This is a genomic window from Streptomyces sp. NPDC058650 (assembly GCF_042717315.1).
Lineage (GTDB): Bacteria > Actinomycetota > Actinomycetes > Streptomycetales > Streptomycetaceae > Streptomyces.
In genome coordinates this window covers 62,094-80,196 of the sequence record NZ_JBHXRL010000009.1, presented here as the reverse complement: position 1 = coordinate 80,196, position 18,103 = coordinate 62,094, and the positions used below count along the sequence as shown (strand labels likewise).

Sequence of the window (18,103 nt, the reverse complement as noted above, 5' to 3'; positions counted from 1 at the left end):
CCGGAGGCAGCGGCTACCCCTTCACCTTCCTCCGTGCCCGCAGCCACTCCCTGTTCATCGCCGCGATCGACGGCAGCGGGATCCCCTTCGGGCACGCCGTCGCGCACTCGCCCGTCAGCGTGCAGCCGCCGAAGCCCTCCGCGTCCATCCGGGCCACCATGTCGAGGACCCTGGTCTCGCGTTCCGGGGAGCCCTGCGGGAGGACGTTCAGGTGGTTGATCTTCGCCGAGGTGAAGAGCATCGCCGAGCCGTTGGGGCAGGCCGCCACACAGGCGCCGCAGCCGATGCACTCCGCGTGCTCGAAGGCGGAGTCCGCGTCGGCCTTCGGGACGGGGGTCGCGTGGGCCTCGGGCGCCGAGCCCGTGGGGGCGCTGATGTAGCCGCCGGACTGGATGACGCGGTCGAAGGCGGAGCGGTCGACCACCAGGTCCTTGACGACGGGGAAGGCCGCCGCACGCCAGGGCTCGATGTCGATCGTGTCGCCGTCGTGGAAGGAGCGCATGTGGAGCTGGCAGGTGGTGGTGCGCTCGGGGCCGTGCGCGTCGCCGTTGATGACGAGGCTGCACGCGCCGCAGATGCCCTCGCGGCAGTCGTGGTCGAAGGCGACGGGGTCCTCGCCACGCAGGATGAGGTCCTCGTTGAGGGTGTCGAGCATCTCCAGGAACGACATGTCCGCGGAGATGCCGTCGACGTCGTAGGTGGACATGGCGCCGGGGGCGTCGGCGTTCCGCTGGCGCCAGACGCGCAGGGTGAGCCTCATGCGTAACTCCGCTGGGTGGGGTGGACGTACTCGAAGGTGAGGTCCTCCTTGTGGAGGACGGGGGAGGTGCCCGGCGCCGTGCCGTGCTCTCCTGGGGGGCGGCCCCCGGGCCCCCGGAACTCCCAGGCCGCCACGTACGCGAACTCCTCGTCGCGGCGGGCCGCTTCGCCGTCCGGCGTCTGGGACTCCTCGCGGAAGTGGCCGCCGCAGGACTCCGCCCGGTGGAGCGCGTCGAGGCACATCAGCTCGGCCAGTTCCAGGTAGTCGACGATGCGGTTCGCCTTCTCCAGGGACTGGTTGAACTCCTGGCCGGTGCCGGGGACCTTGATCCGGCGCCAGAACTCCTCCCGGATCTCGGGGATCCGGGCGAGGGCCTTGCGCAGGCCCTCCTCCGTCCGGGCCATGCCGCAGAACTCCCACATGAGTTCGCCGAGTTCGCGGTGGAAGGAGTCGGGGGTGCGGTCGCCGTCGACGGAGAGGAGGAGGTTCAGTCGGTCCTCGGTCTCGGCGAGGACGTCGCGTACCGCCGGGTGGTCGTCGGTGACCGGCTCGGTGTGCGGGTGGCGGGCGAGGTAGTCGTTGATGGTGGCGGGGAGGACGAAGTAGCCGTCGGCGAGGCCCTGCATGAGGGCGGAGGCGCCGAGCCGGTTGGCCCCGTGGTCGGAGAAGTTGGCCTCGCCGATCGCGAAGAGGCCGGGGACGGTGGTCTGGAGGTCGTAGTCGACCCAGAGTCCGCCCATCGTGTAGTGCACGGCGGGGTAGATCCGCATGGGGACCTCGTACGGGTTCTCCGCGGTGATCCGCGCGTACATGTCGAAGAGGTTGCCGTACTTCTCCTCGACGGCCCTGCGGCCGAGCCGCCGGATCGCGTCGGCGAAGTCGAGGTAGACGCCCTGGCCGCCGGGGCCGACGCCGCGACCCTCGTCGCAGACGTTCTTCGCGGCGCGCGAGGCGATGTCGCGGGGGACGAGGTTGCCGAAGGAGGGGTAGATCCGCTCCAGGTAGTAGTCGCGCTCGTCCTCGGGGATGTCGGCCGCCGGCCGTCGGTCCCCGTGAGCCTTCGGGACCCAGATGCGGCCGTCGTTGCGGAGGGACTCGCTCATCAGGGTCAGCTTGGACTGGTGGTCGCCGGTGCGCGGGACGCAGGTCGGGTGGATCTGGGTGAAGCAGGGGTTGGCGAAGTACGCGCCGCGCCGGTGGGCCCGCCAGACGGCGGTGGCGTTGGAGTTCATCGCGTTGGTGGACAGGTAGAAGACGTTTCCGTAGCCGCCGCTGGCGAGGACGACCGCGTCGGCGTAGTGGGTGGAGACCTCGCCCGTGATGAGGTCGCGGGCGACGATGCCGCGGGCCCGGCCGTCGACGACGATCAGGTCGAGCATCTCCGTACGGGCGTGCATCTCGACGTTGCCGGCGGCGATCTGCCGGGACAGCGCCTGGTAGGCGCCGAGCAGGAGTTGCTGGCCGGTCTGGCCGCGGGCGTAGAAGGTGCGGGAGACCTGGACGCCGCCGAAGGAGCGGGTGTCGAGGAGTCCGCCGTACTCGCGGGCGAAGGGCACGCCCTGGGCGACGCACTGGTCGATGATCTCGACGGAGATCTGGGCGAGGCGGTGCACGTTGGACTCGCGGGCGCGGAAGTCGCCGCCCTTGACGGTGTCGTAGAAGAGGCGGTGGATCGAGTCGCCGTCGTTGCGGTAGTTCTTGGCGGCGTTAATGCCGCCCTGGGCGGCGATCGAATGGGCGCGGCGCGGGGAGTCCTGGAAGCAGAACTGGACGACGTGGTAGCCCTGTTCGGCGAGGGTGGCACCGGCGGAGCCACCGGCGAGGCCGGTGCCGACGACGATGATCCGGTGCTTCCGGCGGTTCGCGGGGTTGACCAGCCTGGCCTGGAAGCGGCGGGTGTCCCAGCGTTCGGCGATGGGGCCTGCCGGGGCGGTGGTGTCGGCGAGCGGCTCGCCGACGCGGAAGTCGAGGTAGGTCATTCAGCTCACCAATCCGGTCATGACGGCGACGGGTACGGAGACGAAGCCCGCGGTCAGGACGAGCGCGAGGGTGTCGGCCGTGGCCCTGAGGAGGCGCTCGCGGCGGGCGTTGCCGACGCCCAGGGTCTGGGCGGCGCTCCAGAAGCCGTGGCGGACGTGGAGGCCGACGGCGAGCATGGCGACGATGTAGATGACGTTGCCGTACCAGGTGGAGAAGGTGTCGACGACGTTCTGGTAGGGCTTGCCCTCCTCGAAGCCGCCGGGGTGGACGGTGCCGGTGGTGAGGTCGAGGACGTGCCAGACGATGAAGAGGGCGAGGATGATCCCGCCCCAGCGCATGGTGCGGGTGGCGTACGAGGCGCGCTTGCGGCGGTGGACGTACGCGGTGGGGCGGGCCTTCACGTCGCGCCGGCTGAGCTGGTACGCGGAGACGGCGTGGGCGCCGACGGCGGCGAGGAGCACGATCCGGACGAGCCAGAGGGCCCACTCGTGGTGCAGGACGGGGGCTCCCATCACCCGCAGCCAGTGGCCGTAGGCGTTGAACTCCTCGGGGCCGAAGAAGACCTTCAGGTTGCCGGCGACATGGGCGACGAGATAGCCGAGCATGAGCAGCCCGCTGACGGCCATGACCGTCTTCTTGCCGAGGGTCGATGACAGGAATCCGCGTGACGGTGTGGGGGACGGCGGGCGGCCCGTCGTCCGGTCCCTCGTGGGTGCCAGAGCCATGTCCACGACGCTAGGGCCGAACGACCCGAGAGGTCCAAGACATGGTCCGGCTGATCTCGATAGGCGTCTCCTATCCAGGTCCCCTACGCTGGGGGCATGCAGTTCCAGCAGCTCCTCTACTTCGTCGCCGTGGCCGAGACCCGTCACTTCACGCGGGCGGCCGAGCGCGTCCACGTCTCACAGCCCTCGCTCTCCCAGCAGATCAAGGCCCTGGAAGGGGAGTTGGGCGCGGAGCTGTTCAGCCGGGCCAGGGGGAACATCGCGCTCACGGACGCGGGCGAGGCGCTGCTGCCACTCGCGCGCCGGATCCTCGCCGACACCGAGACGGCCCGGCTGGAGGTGCAGGAGCTGGCGCAGCTCAAGCGGGGCCGGGTGCGGCTCGGCGCGACGCCGAGCCTGTGCACGGGGCTCCTTCCGGACGTGCTGCGCGCCTTCCACGACCTGCACCCGGGGATCGAGCTGCTCATCGAGGAGGGCGGCTCGCACGATCTCGTACGGGAGCTGGCGCGCGGGGCGCTCGACCTGGCCCTGGTGGTGCTGCCGCTGCCGTCCCCGTCGCCGGCGCTGACGACGGTCGAGCTGCTGCGGGAGGACCTGGTGGTGGTCTCCTCCGCCTCGGCTCCGGCGCCGGGGCGTCCGGTGCGGATCGAGGACCTGCGGGACCAGCCGCTCGTGATGTTCCGGCACGGCTACGACCTGCGGGAACTGACCGTGGCGGCCTGCCGGGCGGAGGGCTTCGAGCCGACGTTCACCGTCGAGGGCGGGGAGCTGGACGCGGTGCTCGGTTTCGTCCGGGCGGGGCTCGGGCTCGCCGTCGTCCCGGCGATGGTCGCGGCGCGGGCGGGCCGCGACCTGCGGGTGACGGCGCTCGCCCGGCCGGGCCTGCGCCGCACCATCGCCCTGGCCCACCGCAGCGACGTGGCGCCGCCCCGGGCGGCACGGGAGCTCCAGCGGATACTGCTCGCCTCGCGCAGGGGCGGCCCGGACCTGGCAGGAGCCACGGTCTGAGGCGCGAGGGGTGGAGGCCGGAACCACGGCCTGGGGCGCGACGGGCCGAGGCCGGAACCACGGTCTGAGGCAGCAGAGTCCGAGGCCCCGAAATCCGCGTGCGACAGGCAGCGCGCGGCTGCGAGCATGCGTCCATGGTCCACGCTCTCGAACACCTGGTCGTCCGGCACACCCTGCGTCTCCCCTGCCCCACCGGTCCGGCCGGAGACGGGGCCGCCGCCGTTCGCAGGTTCGACGCGGCCCTGATGACCGCCGGGTTCACGCTCTCGACCGAGCTGATCGAGCGCCTGTCGGGATGCGCGGAGCCGACCGTCGTCGACACCGCCGTCCGGACCCTGGCCACGGTCCGCGAACTCGTCGGCGACCACGTGCGGCACAACGTCTACTTCGTCGACTTCCCGGCCAACGTGCCGGACACGCTCGACTTCTGGACGGCGTGCGTGATCGAGGCGCTCGACGACGTCGACGCCCGCGCCGGAGTGCTCGACCAGCTGCGCGCGGGCGTCCTCGACCTGCTGACCCTCCCCTCGTACGGCCGATACCGCCACACGTACGAGGAGATGCTCGCCGTGCACGACGAGCTGATCGCGGCGGCCGGTGACCGGCTGACGGTGCTGCACCTGGGCGCGGAAGGGGACGCCGAGGTCAGCGGGCTCTACCTGGCCCTGGCCGGCAGCACGACCCCGCTCGGCGACGAGCATCTGCGTGATCTGGCCCTGCTCGCCGAGCACTGCGCGGACGGCCCCCAGCCCGAGACGATCACCGTCCGGGAGAACCGCGCCGTGGTCAACCGCGCCCGGCTGCGGGCGGGCGCCGCCCCGCTGCTCGACACCGTGACGGATGTCCTGCGGCTGGCCTGCGCCCTCGCGGAGGGCGATGTCACCCTGCGCGAGCCCACCCGATTCCGCGCTCTGTCCCGCCCCTACCGCCGCCGTCTGCTCGCGGGGCTCGACGCGGTCGTGGCGGCGTCCCCGGCCAAGCTCGCGGACGTGTCCGCGCACGCGGAGGCGTGGAAGCGGCTCGGGGAGCGGCTGCACCCCCACGAGTACCCGCACTTTCCGCACGCCGCCGAGGTGTTCGCCGTGGCCCGGGGCGAGCGGAAGGCACCGTCGGTCGACAGCCGTGTGGAGGAGATGCTCGGGCGGGGTGATGTCACGGCCGCTGCCGAGCTGCTGGCCTCGGCGGCCCCGGGGCGCCTGTTCCGCGCCCTGGACCGGCTCCTTCGCGGCGCGGCGGAGGGCAAGGAGCGGGACGCCGTCCTCGCGGCCGCGGAGCGGGTCGCGCCTGAGGTGTCGGGCCGGGTCGTCCTGTCGGTGCGCGAGCACGTCCAGAATCGCGTGGGCGGGAGTCACGGGCGCCGCGTGTTCGTGAACCGGGAGGGCAAGGCCTGGGTCACCGCCGACACGCGCCCGCCGCTGGCGGACGCCGTCCGCGAGCGGCTCGTCGAGGTGCTCGACGCGGAGACCCGGCGCCGGCTTCCGGTCCCCGGACAGCTCCTGATCGACCCCGAAGTCCTCGACGTGGCGCTGCCGTTGAGCGGCCGGGCGGCCTCGGCGGGGTTCGGCGTCCTGCCGCGCGGCTCCGTCTCACCGGTCGAGGGCGAGCTGCTGCGCTTCTTCACGTACTGGAGGGAGGCCGGGCGCACCACGGACCACGATCTGTCGGCGCTCGTCCTGGACGAGAACTACGCGACGGTCACCTGGCTTTCGTACACGGCGCTCACCGACGTCGAGGGCAGTCACTCCGGTGACATCACCCAAGCGCCGGACGGGGCATCGGAGTTCATCGATCTGCGGCTCGGCGCGGTGCGCGGCACCTTCATCGTTCCGCAGGTGCACGTCTTCTCGGGCGAGGACTTCGACGAGGCGGCGGAGTGCTTCTTCGGCTTCATGCTGCGCGAGTCCGCGCAGCGGGGCCGGCCGTTCGAGCCGCGTACCGTCCGGATGAAGTCGGACCTGCGGGGGCCCGGCCGGGCCGCGCTGCCGCTCGCGTTCCGGCGGGACGACGAGGGCCGCTGGCACGCGCACTGGCTGCATCTGTACCTGCGGGGGCGGCCGTCGGCGAACCGGGTCGAGGAGCACCGGGTGTCGATCGCGCTCCTGCTGCGCGGTCTGCTCGGCCGAACTCCCCTGACGGTTCGCCATCTGGTGGCGTTGATGGAGGAGTCGGGGGCGCCGACGACACTCTGGGACGGTCGTACGCTGCCGGACGCCCCGGTCACGTACATCGGCCTGGAGCGCCCGGACGGCCTGGCGCCGGGCTCGCGTGTGGTCACCCCGGAAAATCTGCGCGACCTGCTGCCCGCCTGAGTGTTACGGTCGTTCCGGGGCGAGGCCATGGAGAGGCTTCCTTCTACCCACTCCTTGAATAGTCTCTCCGCTTTCCTCCCCCATACCTCTTCCCGGCCTCCCCGCTCCGCGCGGGGAGGCCGGATTCGTACGCTCGGGTCTCAGACCGCGTCCGCCAGGAGCAGCGAGTGGATGCGGTCCGGGGCTCCGGGGCGGGCGTAGTACCAGCCCTGGGCGGTGTCGCAGCCGAGTTCGCGGAGCTGGCGGGCCTGGGCGCCGGTCTCCACGCCCTCGACCGTGACGGCGAGCTCCAGGCTGTGGGCCAGGGAGACGATGCCCTCGACGATCTTGAGGTCGACCGGGTCCACCGGGTGCTGCTGCATGCCCCGGGTGAAGGACCGGTCGAGCTTCAGGACGCTCACCGGCAGACGGCGCAGGTTGGCGAGGTTCGAGTAGCCGGTGCCGAAGTCGTCGAGCGCGATGTCCACGCCCATCTCGGCGAGCTGCCGCAGCGGCTTCAGCAGGTCCTCGTCGGCGCCGATCAGCGCCGACTCGGTCACCTCCAGGCAGAGCGCGCCCGGTTCGAGCCCCGACCGTTCCAGGACGTCGACGGTGTCGGCGACCAGCCGCGGGTGGTGCAGCTGGGTCGGGGACAGGTTGACGTTGATACGCAGCGGGCCGCCGTCGGAGTGCCGGGTCTGCCAGAAGCGGGCCTGGCGCACGGCCTCCTGGAGCACCCAGCGGCCGAGCGGCACGATGAGGCCGGTGTCCTCGGCGAGCGGGATGAACCGGTCGGGGCCGAGCACCCCGTGCTGCGGGTGGCACCAGCGGACCAGCGCCTCGGCGCCGTGCACGCTGCCGTCGCCGAGGTGGACGAGCGGCTGGTACTCGATGAAGAACTCGCCGCGCTCCAGGGCCGTGGGCAGCGCCGTCGTCAGGCTGTGCCGGGTGATGGCGCGGGCGTCGGCCTCGGGGTCGGCGAGCTCGAAGCGGTTGCCGCCCGCGGACTTGGCCCGGTACATGGTGATGTCGGCGCTGCGCAGCACCTCGGCCGGGGTCCGCTCCCCCGCCGGTCCCTCGACCACGCCGAGGCTGCCGCGGACAGTCAGTTCGCGGCCGTCGATGCGCAGGGGGGTGGAGAGGGCGCCGAGGATGCGGTCGGCGAGTTCGGTGACGTCCTGTTCGCCGGCGCAGCCGGTGGTGAGGGCGACGAACTCGTCCCCGCCGAGCCGGGCCACCATCTCGCCCGAGCCGGTGACGCAGCTCTGCAGCCGGTCGGCGACCTCGACGAGCAGCCGGTCGCCGGTGGAGTGGCCGAGGCTGTCGTTGATGACCTTGAAGCCGTCGAGGTCGAGGTAGCAGAGGCCGAAGCGGGAGTTCTCGCCGGAAACGAGCGCCTTCTCCAGGCGTTCGAAGAAAAGGGTCCGGTTCGGCAGGCCGGTGAGCGCGTCGTGGGTGGCCTCGTACCGCAGGCGCAGGTGGAGCAGCCGCCGTTCGGTGGTGTCCTCCATCAGGGCGAGCTGGTACTGGGGCCGTCCCTCGGCGTCGCGGAGGAGCGAGACGGTGAGGTTGGTCCAGAGAACCGTTCCGTCACCGCGGTAGTAGGGCTTCTCCACCCGGTAGGACTCCCGCTCGCCGCGGACGAGCTCCTCGTACAGCTTCCAGACGTGCGGGCCGTCCTCGGGGTGGGCCCACTCGCTGACGTTCCGGCTGCGCACCTGGCCCTCCATCCCGCCGAACATGCGGGTGAGGGTCTCGTTGACCTCCAGGACGTTGCCGTCGAGGTCGGCGATGCCGATGCCGACGGCGGCTCCGTCGAAGACCGCGCGGAAGCGGCTCTCGGTGGCGTGGAGGGCGATCTCGGCGGCGCTGCGGGCGGCGAGCGCGGAGCGGGCGATCGCCTCCTGTTCGGCGCGGGTCCGCTCGCGCAGGGCCTGCGCGTAGCCGGCGGCCATGGCGTGCTGGAGCCGGGCGCAGCGGGCACGGAGCTCCTCGGCCGGGAGGTCCGACTCCGTACCGCAGTACAGCACCAGGTACGAGTCGACCACGCCGAGGCTGCGGCCGAGCGCGTCGGGGTCGGTGCAGTGGGCGGCGACGAGGGCCGCGCCGGCGCGCTGGGCGGGGGCCGTGTCGAAGGGCCGGGCGTGCAGCGCGTCGCACAGGGTGCGGGCCAGCGGCAGCAGGTGCCCCTCGAACTCGGCGCGGGTCAGCGAGGTGGCCGTCACCGGGAAGATCGCGCGGCTCCAGATGGTGACGAACCGCCTGAGTCTGTCCTCCGGACCGTCCGCCTCGGCGACGGTACCGGTGGGCTGCGACGGGACCTTCACGCCTTGCGCCCCACCCCTGCGAAGCCGGAGAAGGCGTAGGGATCCTCCTCCTCGACCGGACTGTCCGGTCGCCAGGCGGGCATCGGGACCAGCCCGGGCTCGACCAGCTGGGTGCCCGCGAAGAAGCGGGTGATCTCCTCGCCCGACCGCATCACCAGGGGGTTGCGGATGTTCCGGTAGACGCCGACGGTGCCGCCGGCCTGCTCCTCGGTGAGCGGGATGCCCTCGTACGAGGCGTGGGTGACGACGAGGAGGCTGCCGGGCGCGAGGGCGTCGATCAGCTCGGCGACGGCCTCGTAGGGCCGGTCCTCGTCCTCCAGGAAGTGGAGGACGGCGACGAGGAGCAGGGCCACCGGCCGGTCCAGGTCGATGAGTCGGGACACCTCGGGGCTGCGCAGGATGTCGGCCGGCTTGCGCAGGTCGGCGGCGACGACCGAGGCTGCCTCGTCCCCCTCCAGGACGGCGCGGCTGTGGGCGACGGCGACCGGGTCGTGGTCGACGTAGACGACCCGCGCGGCGGGGTCCGCGGCCCGGGCGACCTCGTGCACGTTGCCGAAGGTGGGTATGCCGGAGCCGATGTCGAGGAACTGGGTGACGTCGTTGTCAACGGCGTGGCGGACGGCGCGCCGCATGAAGGCACGGTTCGCCTGCATGATCTTGGGCAGGCCAGGCATGAACTCCATGGCCTTGCGCGCCGCTTCCCGGTCCACTTCGAAATTGTGCGAGCCGCCCAGATAGAAGTCGTACATACGGGACACGCTCGGCACCGAAATGTCGATACCCGGCGGAGCCCAGGCGGGACGCTCCATCAATGTCTCCAACAAGTCGCCATGGGGGATGCGGCCATGTGTTCGCGGCCGGTGTTCGAGGTGAGGCTACTGACCGCCCGCCGGGAGAGCGAGTAGAAACGGAAATTCGCGGTCCGTTCTTGGTCACACGTCATAGGCACATGCTCATGGAGCGCAGATTTCACGCCTTCAGGTCGTGCAAATTCACGTGCATATGAGTGTGCGTCGACTCCCCGGCCGCCCTCAGCCGCACCCTACGGGGGCGCATGCCCTTGGCGCACCTCGGTCGTTGCCTCCGACGACGAGCCGTCGACGACGCGGGGTGCCGTGCCGTCCGACGCCCATGACAGGGCGACAACCGGACAGTTCTCGCACCGGAGCCCCGAGGGACTCCCCCGGAGTTCCGGTGAAGTCCTGACGGGACCCTGACTAAGTCAGGTCGGAGGACGGCCGAAGCGGAGCGGAGCCCCGGCGGCGAATCACACGGCTCGGCGGTACCCGGGCATTCCGCCGAATCCGCCTCCGGATCGGCGAAACGTCAAACCACGCGTCGTGAGAACCCCTCCATCCGGCGAATCCCCGCCGTTTCCGCCCCGGTTCGCCGCGTCTGTGATCAAGCTCGACGGCGTGTCTCTGTACGGATCACCCCTCGCGCGGTCGCTGGCGGCCCTCGGACTCGTGTGGCTGCTCGCCACACCCGTCCCCGCCGCCGCCGACTCCTGCGCCTACGCCACGACCGGCCCCGACGGTTCGCACACCTCGGTGGCGGTCATCGGGCCGGGCGCGTGCTCACCCACCCCCGCTCCACCGCCGCCTCCGCCGCCCACGACGTCCGTGCCCCGGCCCACGACGCCGAAGCCGCAGCCCCAGCCCCAGCCCCCGACCGTCCCGGCGCCACCCCCGCCTCCCGTACGGACGACGACGCCGCCGCCTCCCCCGGTGACCACCCCCGCACCGCGCCCGGAGCCCGCCTCCCCCGCACCGGCCACCCCGGTCCCACCGGAGCGCACTCCGGCGCCCACGCCGCCGTCGTCACCTCCCACCCCCGCGCCCGCCCCCGCGCCCGCGCCCGCGCCCACCGCGGGGCCCCGGCCCCCGGCCCAGGGGCCCGTCGCCCTCCCGCACTACCGCCGCACCGCGCGGCCCCAGCCGAAGGGCGGCACGTCCGTCGTCACGATGACGCTGGTGATCATCGCTCCCGCAGTGCTCGCGACCGCGATCCTGCGCCCCCGCTCCCGCTGAGCTCCGCCGGAGGTTCACCCATGTCCGAATGGCTCGTACTCACCCTCGCGATGGCCGCCGCCGTCGCCGTCGTCCTGACCATCGTCGTCATCAACCACCGTCGTATCCCGGAGGACGACGACCCCAGCGAGACCCCCGACGTCATCGAGTACATGACGATGATGATCGGCGTGATCTACGCGATCGTCCTCGGTCTCGCCATCGCCGGCGTCTGGGAGGCCCGGGGCGCCGCACAGGAGACCGTGCGGCAGGAGGCCCAGGCGATGCACGAGATCTCGGCCCGCGTCGAGGTCTACCCCCTGGACGTCCGCACCGAAATCCGCGCCGATGTCGACGCGTACGTCGCGTACGTGGTCGACAAGGAGTGGACGTACATGTCCGATGAAGGCGAGCTGAGCGAGGAGGGCACCGCGCTCCTGGAGAAGGTGCGCCGGAGCGTCACCGACTACCAGCCCGCCAACGACTTCGAGGGCCAGGCCTACCAGCCGCTGGTCGACCAGGTCGCCGCGGCCGACGACGCCCGGGGCGCACGCGGGCAGAGCGCGGGGGCGACGATGCCGGGGGTGGTCTGGTTCGGCCTGATCATCGGCGCCCTGGTCACCGTCGGCCTGATCTTCACGCTCCAGATCCGCAGGACGGGACGGGAGTTGCTGCTCGCCGGGCTCTTCAGCGTGCTGATCGCGTTCCTGTTGTTCCTCATCTGGGACTTCGACGCGCCGTTCGGCCGGGGCATCTCCGCCACCGCCACGCCGTTCACCGATCTGTTCCCGCAGGTCACAGGGTGAGCCCAGGCGTCCGATTGGGCCGCACGAGGGACAAGGGTGCCCCATTCGCACGCCTGGGATCGCGGCTGTGGTAGTGCGCTCCTAGCGTTTCGGGCATCGAGGTGCACGCAGGCCCTTCGCGGAAATCCCGTTTCGCGGCTGCCCCTCGGAACCCGGAGGATTCACCATGCGCGCGATACGTGCCGCGACCACTGCCCTGCTGGGGGCGGCCGCCCTCGCCCTGGCCGCCCCCGCCACCGTCGCCTTCGCGGCGGAGGGTGCCCCCGCCACCAATCCGCGGGCACCGGGAGCCAAGGCACCGGGCGACTTCGTCGTGTCGCCGTCGGTCGTCGCCCCGGGCGGCCGGGTGACGCTGAGCGCCCCCGGCTGCGCCAGTACGGCGACGGCCTCGGCCGGCATCTTCGACACCGTCACCATCGCACCGAACTCGGCGGCGACCGCCGTCGTGGACTGGGACGCCCGGCGTGGTGCGGTGTACACGGTGTCCTTCAACTGCACCGGTGGTGTGCAGGACACCGTGGATCTGACGATCAGCGGTACGCCCACGGCCACCCCGACCATCAGCTCCACGCTGCTCACTCCCCCGCGCGGGGTCCAGGGCGGTCTCGGCGGCTCGGTGGACGAGGTGGACGGGGGAATGCTCGCGGCCGGCACGGCTCTGGTGCTGGCCGCCGCGACCGGTGTCGTGTACGTGGTCCGTCGCCGCTCCGGCGACTCCCGCCGCCACTGAACGGGGAGCGGGGGCGGGGCGTCTGCGGACGCCCGTCGCCCCCGGGTCCTGGCACGGACTCGGGGGCGACGGGCACAGCAGGCCGACCGGGAGGTTCGGCCGGTCAGACTCCCGCGCCGGTCATACGGCGACGGCGGACGATGAAGAGTCCACCGCCGAGCGCGGCGGCGGCGACCAGGCTGCCGCCGATGGCCATCTCGGTGGAGCTGGGAGCCAGCGAACCGCCCAGACCGCCCTGCGCACCGCGGCCCGCGAGGACGCGGAACGGATGCGTGACGATCCGGGAGCTGTCGCTGCACTTCACGGCCAGGTTGTAGCTGCCCGGGGTGGCGTTGTTGTGGACACGGGCGATGGCGCTGGAGAGCCCGTTGGAGTTGACGGAGAGGTTGGTCTCCGGGAAGGCGTTGGACGTGACCGTGCCGCCGTGGCCGCAACCCTTGGCGGTGATCGTGATCGTCGACCCCGCGTGGACGTCGAACGGGTTGACCTGAACGTTGCTCGGCCCGTTGGTGGCGGCGGCGAGAGGGGCAGCGAGCCCGACCGCCGCGAACGCGGTGGCGGCCACCGCCAGAGTGCGTGCAGCACGCATGGTTGAACCTCCAGTGGAAGACGCCCCAAAGCGGTGCTCCGGGAAATTCGACGAGTACGCCTTCCATGACGAACCATCACAAGTCGGGGCGAGCCGTGCACGTCGGCACTGGTCCACCCCAGTGAGGCGACACGCCCGGAATTCGCCCCGTGCACCGGTCGGAACCGCAGGTCACAGCGGTCCGGGGTGCTTATCTGACGAATACTCGGATGGTCCAGCCCCATGTCACCCGGCTGTCCCCACGGGGAGGCGGGCGACCCCACGGGGAGGCGGGCGACCCCTCGGCGCGCGTCCGGCACTCCGCGCTCGCCGATCTCCAGGCCGGTCTCCGGGCCGCTCTCCCCCGCCCTGCACCCGTCCGGCGGCGGCCCCCACCCGTTCGCCGCGTCCGGGGCGACGGCCCCTCCCGCCGCCCTTACCGTTCTGACGACGCCACGAAGGGAGAACCATGCCCCCGAAGGACTTCCGCGTCTTCGAGCGCAGGAGACGCCAACCCTGGGGCGTCCTGGCCCTCGCCATGCTGTCCGGACTCGCCATGATGCGCAACGGGGTCGACGTCGCCCTCGGGCCGCCCCAACCCGCCGCGGCCGCACGGCCCGTGGCGCGGCCGGTCGTCCCGCCGCCGGCCGAGGAGACCGCCGGTCTGGAGCCGCTGCCCTTCGCGCCGGCCTCCCGGATCAAGATCCCCGCGATCCGGGTCGCCGCGCCGATCATGGACGTGGGCCTGGACGCGGACGGCTGGGTGGCGGCGCCGCCCCCGCAGGACGCCAACCTCGCCGGGTGGTACCAGAACGGCATCTCCCCCGGGCAGCGCGGGACTTCGGTCGTCGTCGGCCACGTCGACAACGAGCGGGGCCCGGCGGTCTTCTACGGCCTGGGTTCACTGGAGAAGGGCCAGCACGTCGAGGTCGAGCGGTACGACGGCCGGGTCGCGGTCTTCGAGATCTACGGGGTCGAGGTCTACTCCAAGAACGACTTCCCCGGCGTGCAGGTCTACGCGGACACCGGGCACCCCGAACTCCGGGTGATCACCTGCGGAGGCGGCTACACACGGGCGCGCGGCTATGACGGGAACGTCGTCGTGTACGCCCGCATGGTCGGCTCCCGCTGACGGTCACGACACGGCGAAGGGCCCCGGCACCCACAGTGCCGGGGCCTTCTCGTACGACCGCCGTCAGCGCCTCGGCACGGTGATGTGGTAGCCGGCGTCGAGGAGTTCGGGCAGATAGCGGCGGAGCGCGACCACGCTCTGGGAGCGGTCGCCGCCCGCGTCGTGGGAGAGGACGACGGCGCCGGGGGCGGCGCCGTCGATGACGCGGCGGACGATCGTGCCCGTGCCCGGCTCCTTCCAGTCGAGGGTGTCGACCGTCCAGGCGAGCGGCTCCATCCCCAGCTCGGCGCCGATCTCGAAGGAGTGCCGGTTCCAGGCTCCGTAGGGGGCGCGGTACCAGAGCGGGGCGGCACCGAGGGTCCGCTCGACGACCTCGCTGGTGGAGCCGAGCTCGTCACGGATCAGGGAGGGCCGGAGCTTGGGGATGAGGGGGTGGGACCACGAGTGATTGCCGACGACGTGCCCGTCGGCGGCCATCTCCCGCAGCAGGTCCGGGTTCTCGACGGCCATCTCGCCGCATACGAAGAACATCGCCCGGCAGTCGTACCGGCGCAGGGTCTCCAGGATGGCGGGGGTGTAGCGGGGGTCGGGGCCGTCGTCGAAGGACAGCACCATCGAGCGGCCGACCCCGGACATGCTGAGGAAGGGCCGCTGCCGCACCGGCGGCACCGCGCGCCGGAAGGCCGGGGGCGCGTACGCGGTCATCGGCTGGAGCCGGTACGAGGACGGGCGCAGCCGGGCCGCCCGCGCGGCCTGCGGACCGGCGGCCGGCCCCGCCGCGGGTCCCGCGCCCGGTGCGCCCTGGGGTGCGGGGGCGGCGCCCGTGGGCCGCTCGGGCGCGGCGAGCCGGTCCGCCGCGAGGTATCCGACGGTGGCCGTGGCGCCGAGCGCCGCGGCGAGGCGCAGCACCGCCCGACGCCCACTGGGCATCTGATCCTTTTTCATGACCAATGGTTCGTACGGGCGAGGGTCCAGCCGGCTCATCGACACCGGCCCCCTGTCCGAAAACACCCGATGAGCCGATAGCCTCACCGTCGTGCCGTGACCGGCCCCCGTACCGGAGAACGTCCTACTTCCCCATGGTCAGGCCGTCCTTGTCCGCTCCCCTGCTGAGCACGACCTGCCGGATCGTCTCGCGGATCGAGGAGTGGCGCGGGTCGCCGTCACCCGCCGCGCCGAGGTTGACGACCCGGCCTCGGCCGGTGTCGAACCACTGCGGGACGAACTCGGCCTTGGTGACCTCCCAGCGCGCTCCGGGCTCCTTGGGCGGGGCGAAGGTGAAGCGGCCCAGAGTGCCCTGGTTGCCCCGGGGGTCGAAGGCGCCCTCGTGGTTGATCATGTCCCCGGCGATCTGGTCGCCCATCCCGTAGACGATCCAGGTGCCGTTGACCTTCTCGTACGCCTGGGGAACATGGGCATGCGTGCCGATGATCAAATCGATGTCGGGGCGGCCGTCGCTCGTGGAGGCGGTGAGCGCGCGGCCGAGGGAGAGCTGCCGTTCGTCGGCGTCGGTCTGCCACTCGGTGCCCCAGTGGACGCTGACCACGACGACGTCGGCGCCGGCCGCGCGGGCCGCGCGCGCGTCGGCGATCACCTTGCGCTCGTCGAGCAGCTGGACCGCCCAGGGCTGCCCCTCGGGCAGCGGGTACCCGTTGGTGTCGTAGGTGTAGGCGAGCTGCGCGACCGTGGCGCCGCCCGCCGTCATCAGCGTGGGCCGCGCCGCCTCCTCGGCGGTACGGGCGGAGCCGGCGTGCCGGATCCCGGCCGCGTCCAGGGCGTCCAGGGTGCGGCGGAGCCCGGCCGCGCCGTCGTCGAGCGTGTGGTTGGACGCGGTGGAACAGGAGTCGTACCCGGTGGCCTTGAGGGCGGTGGCGACCTCGGGCGGCGACTTGAAGGCGGGGTAGCCGGTGTAGGGGCCGCCCTCCTTCCCGTACACGGTCTCCATGTGGCAGATGGCCAGGTCGGCGGGGGAGACGACGCTCTTGACCCCCGAGAGCATGGGACCGAAGTCGTAGCCGTCGCCGCCGGCGTCCTGGGCCGCGCGACGGATGATGGAGTCGTGCGGGAGGACGTCACCGGAGGCGACGAGGGTGAATCCGGCGGGTGCGGAGGCTCCGCCCGGGGCGGCGGACGGCGCGGCGGGCGGTGCCGCGGTCCGACCGGTGGCGGGCTGCCCGGCCGTCAGCCCGGGGGCAGGGGCGCCGCCGCCCGGGGCACTGCCTTCGGTGCAGCCGGTGGCCGCAGCGACGAGGAGGGCGGCGACCGCCATCGCCGCCGGTCTGGTGCGTGAGGTCATCTACGGCACTCCGCTCAGCTCTTGCTATGAACACCTGTTCTGAAGAATTGATCGCGCAGGAAAGCCGCAGTCAAGGGTCAAGGCCGTACAAGCACACGAACCCCGCTGAAACGGACGCAACAGCTCCGCCTGACCGTTCGCCGTACCATTCGCCGCTCTGTGCGACCGTTCGTCGCAGACCGATGTCCCTTCCCTGTCACTCCTCTTCCGGATGCGTTCGTATACCGCCGGGACGACGAGCCGAGGGAGAGGCGGGGAGCATGACGACGGCGACGACCGACGAACGGAACCTGGAGCAGTTGCAGCGGGACCACGGCCCGGCACTGCTCTCCTTCCTGCTCGGGCTGACCTACGGCGACCGGCAGCGCGCCGAGGACCTCGCCCAGGAGACCCTCGTACGGGCCTGGCTCCACCCCGAGGCCTTCGAAGGGCCCTACGAGTCCATGCGGCCCTGGCTCTTCACCGTGGCCCGCCGACTGGCCATCGACGCGCGCCGCTCGCGCCTCGCCCGGCCCGCCGAGATCGGCGACGGCGTCCTCGCGGTGACGCCCGACCCGGCCGACGCCACCGCCTCCGCCGAGGCCGCGCTCGACGTACGGGCCGCCGTCCGCGAACTGAGCCCCGAGCACCGGGAGGTGCTCGTCCGCATCTATTTCCACGGTCTGACCGTCAACGAGGCCGCCGTGGACCTCGGCATCCCCGCCGGGACCGTCAAATCCCGCTCGCACTACGCCCTGCGGCAGCTCGGCCGGTCCCTGCCCGGCTACCGTCCGCACCGCGCGGGCGTTGCCCGGCCGCGCGCCGCGGCCCCACAATGACGCCGTGACGACTCCCGACGCCGTGGCTCTGACGCCCACCGCCGCCGAAAAGATCCTCGCCGACAACTTCGCCCCCTGGGTGCTCGACCTGGGACTCACCATCGAATCCGTCGCCTCCGTCGACGGATCCGGGGCCGTGCTCCGGCTCCCCTGGTCCGACCGGCTCGCCCGGGAGGGCGGCGGCCTCTGCGGCCAGGCCCTGATGGCCGCGGCCGACACGGCGACGGTCATCGCGGTCGCCGCGGCACGCGGCGGCTTCGTCCCGATGACCACCGTCCAGCAGTCCATCACCTTCCAGCGGGCGGTCGTCGGCAGCGACGTCCTGGTGCGGGCCCGGCTCACCAAGACGGGCAAGCGGATGGCCTTCGCCGACATCACGATGACGGCCGACGGCACGGACGAGACCGCCGCCCACGCGACCGCCGTGTACGCGCTCCTCGGCTGATCCGGCCACGGCTCCCCGCCGCTCCCGCCCCGTACGCCACGCCTGGCAACACGCGCCCCACCGGCACCTATCCGGCCGGAAAACGTATCCGAAACCACACGGGCGAGTTGAGCAAAGCGGGACCCGCGGAGGCCCTTCACGGTGGAGGCTCTCCCCCGGGCCCCCGACATCCGGGCCCCTCGCGTACGGGTCCCTGACGTACGGGTCCTCA

Annotated in this window: 16 protein-coding genes; 8 read left to right on the top strand and 8 right to left on the bottom strand. The window is 72.3% G+C overall.

Annotated features, from left to right (window positions below; genetic code table 11):
- Positions 1 to 13 precede the first annotated feature (13 nt).
- The 3 genes from ACFWWU_RS18165 to ACFWWU_RS18155 are packed head-to-tail and all read right to left on the bottom strand — an operon-like array spanning position 14 to position 3,465.
- Positions 14 to 760: a succinate dehydrogenase/fumarate reductase iron-sulfur subunit gene (locus ACFWWU_RS18165; protein ID WP_384146108.1), complete on the bottom strand. Its 747-nt coding sequence runs from the start codon at positions 758 to 760 to the stop codon at positions 14 to 16.
- Entirely contained in the window at positions 757 to 2,739 is a 1,983-nt protein-coding gene (locus tag ACFWWU_RS18160) for a fumarate reductase/succinate dehydrogenase flavoprotein subunit (RefSeq protein ID WP_384146105.1), read from the bottom strand. The genes ACFWWU_RS18165 and ACFWWU_RS18160 overlap by 4 nt, the downstream gene beginning before the upstream one ends.
- Positions 2,740 to 3,465, bottom strand: coding sequence for a succinate dehydrogenase (locus tag ACFWWU_RS18155; RefSeq protein ID WP_384146102.1), 726 nt, complete (start codon positions 3,463 to 3,465; stop codon positions 2,740 to 2,742).
- 96 nt (positions 3,466 to 3,561) lie between these two features.
- Here ACFWWU_RS18155 and ACFWWU_RS18150 point away from each other — a divergent pair, with 96 nt between their 5' ends.
- Positions 3,562 to 4,473, top strand: a complete 912-nt coding sequence (locus tag ACFWWU_RS18150) for a LysR family transcriptional regulator (protein WP_384146099.1) — start codon at positions 3,562 to 3,564, stop codon at positions 4,471 to 4,473.
- A 134-nt stretch (positions 4,474 to 4,607) separates the two neighbouring features.
- Positions 4,608 to 6,782: a hypothetical protein gene (locus ACFWWU_RS18145; protein WP_384146096.1), complete on the top strand. Its 2,175-nt coding sequence runs from the start codon at positions 4,608 to 4,610 to the stop codon at positions 6,780 to 6,782.
- A 140-nt stretch (positions 6,783 to 6,922) separates the two neighbouring features.
- On the opposite strand, the gene ACFWWU_RS18140 is transcribed toward ACFWWU_RS18145, so the two are convergent.
- Positions 6,923 to 9,088: a putative bifunctional diguanylate cyclase/phosphodiesterase gene (locus tag ACFWWU_RS18140; RefSeq protein WP_384146093.1), complete on the bottom strand. Its 2,166-nt coding sequence runs from the start codon at positions 9,086 to 9,088 to the stop codon at positions 6,923 to 6,925.
- Positions 9,085 to 9,897, bottom strand: coding sequence for an SAM-dependent methyltransferase (locus tag ACFWWU_RS18135; protein ID WP_384146089.1), 813 nt, complete (start codon positions 9,895 to 9,897; stop codon positions 9,085 to 9,087). Before ACFWWU_RS18135 ends, ACFWWU_RS18140 begins: the two co-directional genes overlap by 4 nt.
- Positions 9,898 to 10,503: 606 nt before the next feature.
- Between ACFWWU_RS18135 and ACFWWU_RS18130 the strand changes: the two genes are divergently transcribed.
- From ACFWWU_RS18130 to ACFWWU_RS18120, 3 genes are all read left to right on the top strand, one after another.
- Positions 10,504 to 11,118, top strand: coding sequence for a hypothetical protein (locus ACFWWU_RS18130; RefSeq protein WP_384146086.1), 615 nt, complete (start codon positions 10,504 to 10,506; stop codon positions 11,116 to 11,118).
- A gap of 20 nt (positions 11,119 to 11,138) precedes the next feature.
- Positions 11,139 to 11,903 (top strand): hypothetical protein, encoded by a 765-nt coding sequence (locus ACFWWU_RS18125; RefSeq protein ID WP_384146083.1) that lies wholly within the window; start codon positions 11,139 to 11,141, stop codon positions 11,901 to 11,903.
- A 166-nt stretch (positions 11,904 to 12,069) separates the two neighbouring features.
- Positions 12,070 to 12,633, top strand: coding sequence for a hypothetical protein (locus ACFWWU_RS18120; RefSeq protein ID WP_384146080.1), 564 nt, complete (start codon positions 12,070 to 12,072; stop codon positions 12,631 to 12,633).
- Positions 12,634 to 12,736: 103 nt separating this feature from the next.
- Here ACFWWU_RS18120 and ACFWWU_RS18115 read toward each other — a convergent pair whose 3' ends face one another.
- The gene (locus tag ACFWWU_RS18115) at positions 12,737 to 13,222 is read right to left on the bottom strand and encodes a hypothetical protein (RefSeq protein WP_384146078.1); all 486 of its coding nucleotides are present in this window, start codon (positions 13,220 to 13,222) and stop codon (positions 12,737 to 12,739) included.
- A gap of 448 nt (positions 13,223 to 13,670) precedes the next feature.
- Between ACFWWU_RS18115 and ACFWWU_RS18110 the strand changes: the two genes are divergently transcribed.
- Positions 13,671 to 14,333 carry a class F sortase gene (locus tag ACFWWU_RS18110; RefSeq protein WP_384146075.1) on the top strand — a complete coding sequence of 221 codons (663 nt, stop codon included), beginning with the start codon at positions 13,671 to 13,673 and terminating at the stop codon, positions 14,331 to 14,333.
- 63 nt (positions 14,334 to 14,396) lie between these two features.
- On the opposite strand, the gene ACFWWU_RS18105 is transcribed toward ACFWWU_RS18110, so the two are convergent.
- Both ACFWWU_RS18105 and ACFWWU_RS18100 read right to left on the bottom strand, forming a co-directional pair.
- Positions 14,397 to 15,263, bottom strand: coding sequence for a polysaccharide deacetylase family protein (locus tag ACFWWU_RS18105; RefSeq protein WP_384146072.1), 867 nt, complete (start codon positions 15,261 to 15,263; stop codon positions 14,397 to 14,399).
- 139 nt (positions 15,264 to 15,402) lie between these two features.
- Entirely contained in the window at positions 15,403 to 16,629 is a 1,227-nt protein-coding gene (locus tag ACFWWU_RS18100; protein WP_384146069.1) for a CapA family protein, read from the bottom strand.
- Positions 16,630 to 16,889: 260 nt separating this feature from the next.
- Here ACFWWU_RS18100 and ACFWWU_RS18095 point away from each other — a divergent pair, with 260 nt between their 5' ends.
- Complete coding sequence (locus ACFWWU_RS18095; RefSeq protein WP_384146066.1) at positions 16,890 to 17,447, top strand: sigma-70 family RNA polymerase sigma factor; 558 nt, start codon at positions 16,890 to 16,892, stop codon at positions 17,445 to 17,447.
- A gap of 22 nt (positions 17,448 to 17,469) precedes the next feature.
- Complete coding sequence (locus ACFWWU_RS18090) at positions 17,470 to 17,892, top strand: PaaI family thioesterase (protein WP_384146721.1); 423 nt, start codon at positions 17,470 to 17,472, stop codon at positions 17,890 to 17,892.
- Positions 17,893 to 18,103 lie beyond the last annotated feature (211 nt).

Bases quoted from the DNA above. Each gene is read 5' to 3' on its own strand.
- ACFWWU_RS18095 (WP_384146066.1), top strand. From the start codon at position 16,890: ATGACGACGGCGACGACCGACGAACGGAACCTGGAGCAGTTGCAGCGG.
- ACFWWU_RS18115 (WP_384146078.1), bottom strand. From the start codon at position 13,222: ATGCGTGCTGCACGCACTCTGGCGGTGGCCGCCACCGCGTTCGCGGCG.
- ACFWWU_RS18105 (WP_384146072.1), bottom strand. From the start codon at position 15,263: ATGCCCAGTGGGCGTCGGGCGGTGCTGCGCCTCGCCGCGGCGCTCGGC.
- ACFWWU_RS18135 (WP_384146089.1), bottom strand. From the start codon at position 9,897: ATGGAGCGTCCCGCCTGGGCTCCGCCGGGTATCGACATTTCGGTGCCG.
- ACFWWU_RS18145 (WP_384146096.1), top strand. From the start codon at position 4,608: ATGGTCCACGCTCTCGAACACCTGGTCGTCCGGCACACCCTGCGTCTC.
- ACFWWU_RS18100 (WP_384146069.1), bottom strand. From the start codon at position 16,629: ATGACCTCACGCACCAGACCGGCGGCGATGGCGGTCGCCGCCCTCCTC.
- ACFWWU_RS18125 (WP_384146083.1), top strand. From the start codon at position 11,139: ATGTCCGAATGGCTCGTACTCACCCTCGCGATGGCCGCCGCCGTCGCC.
- ACFWWU_RS18155 (WP_384146102.1), bottom strand. From the start codon at position 3,465: ATGGCTCTGGCACCCACGAGGGACCGGACGACGGGCCGCCCGCCGTCC.
- ACFWWU_RS18165 (WP_384146108.1), bottom strand. From the start codon at position 760: ATGAGGCTCACCCTGCGCGTCTGGCGCCAGCGGAACGCCGACGCCCCC.
- ACFWWU_RS18110 (WP_384146075.1), top strand. From the start codon at position 13,671: ATGCCCCCGAAGGACTTCCGCGTCTTCGAGCGCAGGAGACGCCAACCC.
- ACFWWU_RS18160 (WP_384146105.1), bottom strand. From the start codon at position 2,739: ATGACCTACCTCGACTTCCGCGTCGGCGAGCCGCTCGCCGACACCACC.
- ACFWWU_RS18150 (WP_384146099.1), top strand. From the start codon at position 3,562: ATGCAGTTCCAGCAGCTCCTCTACTTCGTCGCCGTGGCCGAGACCCGT.
- ACFWWU_RS18120 (WP_384146080.1), top strand. From the start codon at position 12,070: ATGCGCGCGATACGTGCCGCGACCACTGCCCTGCTGGGGGCGGCCGCC.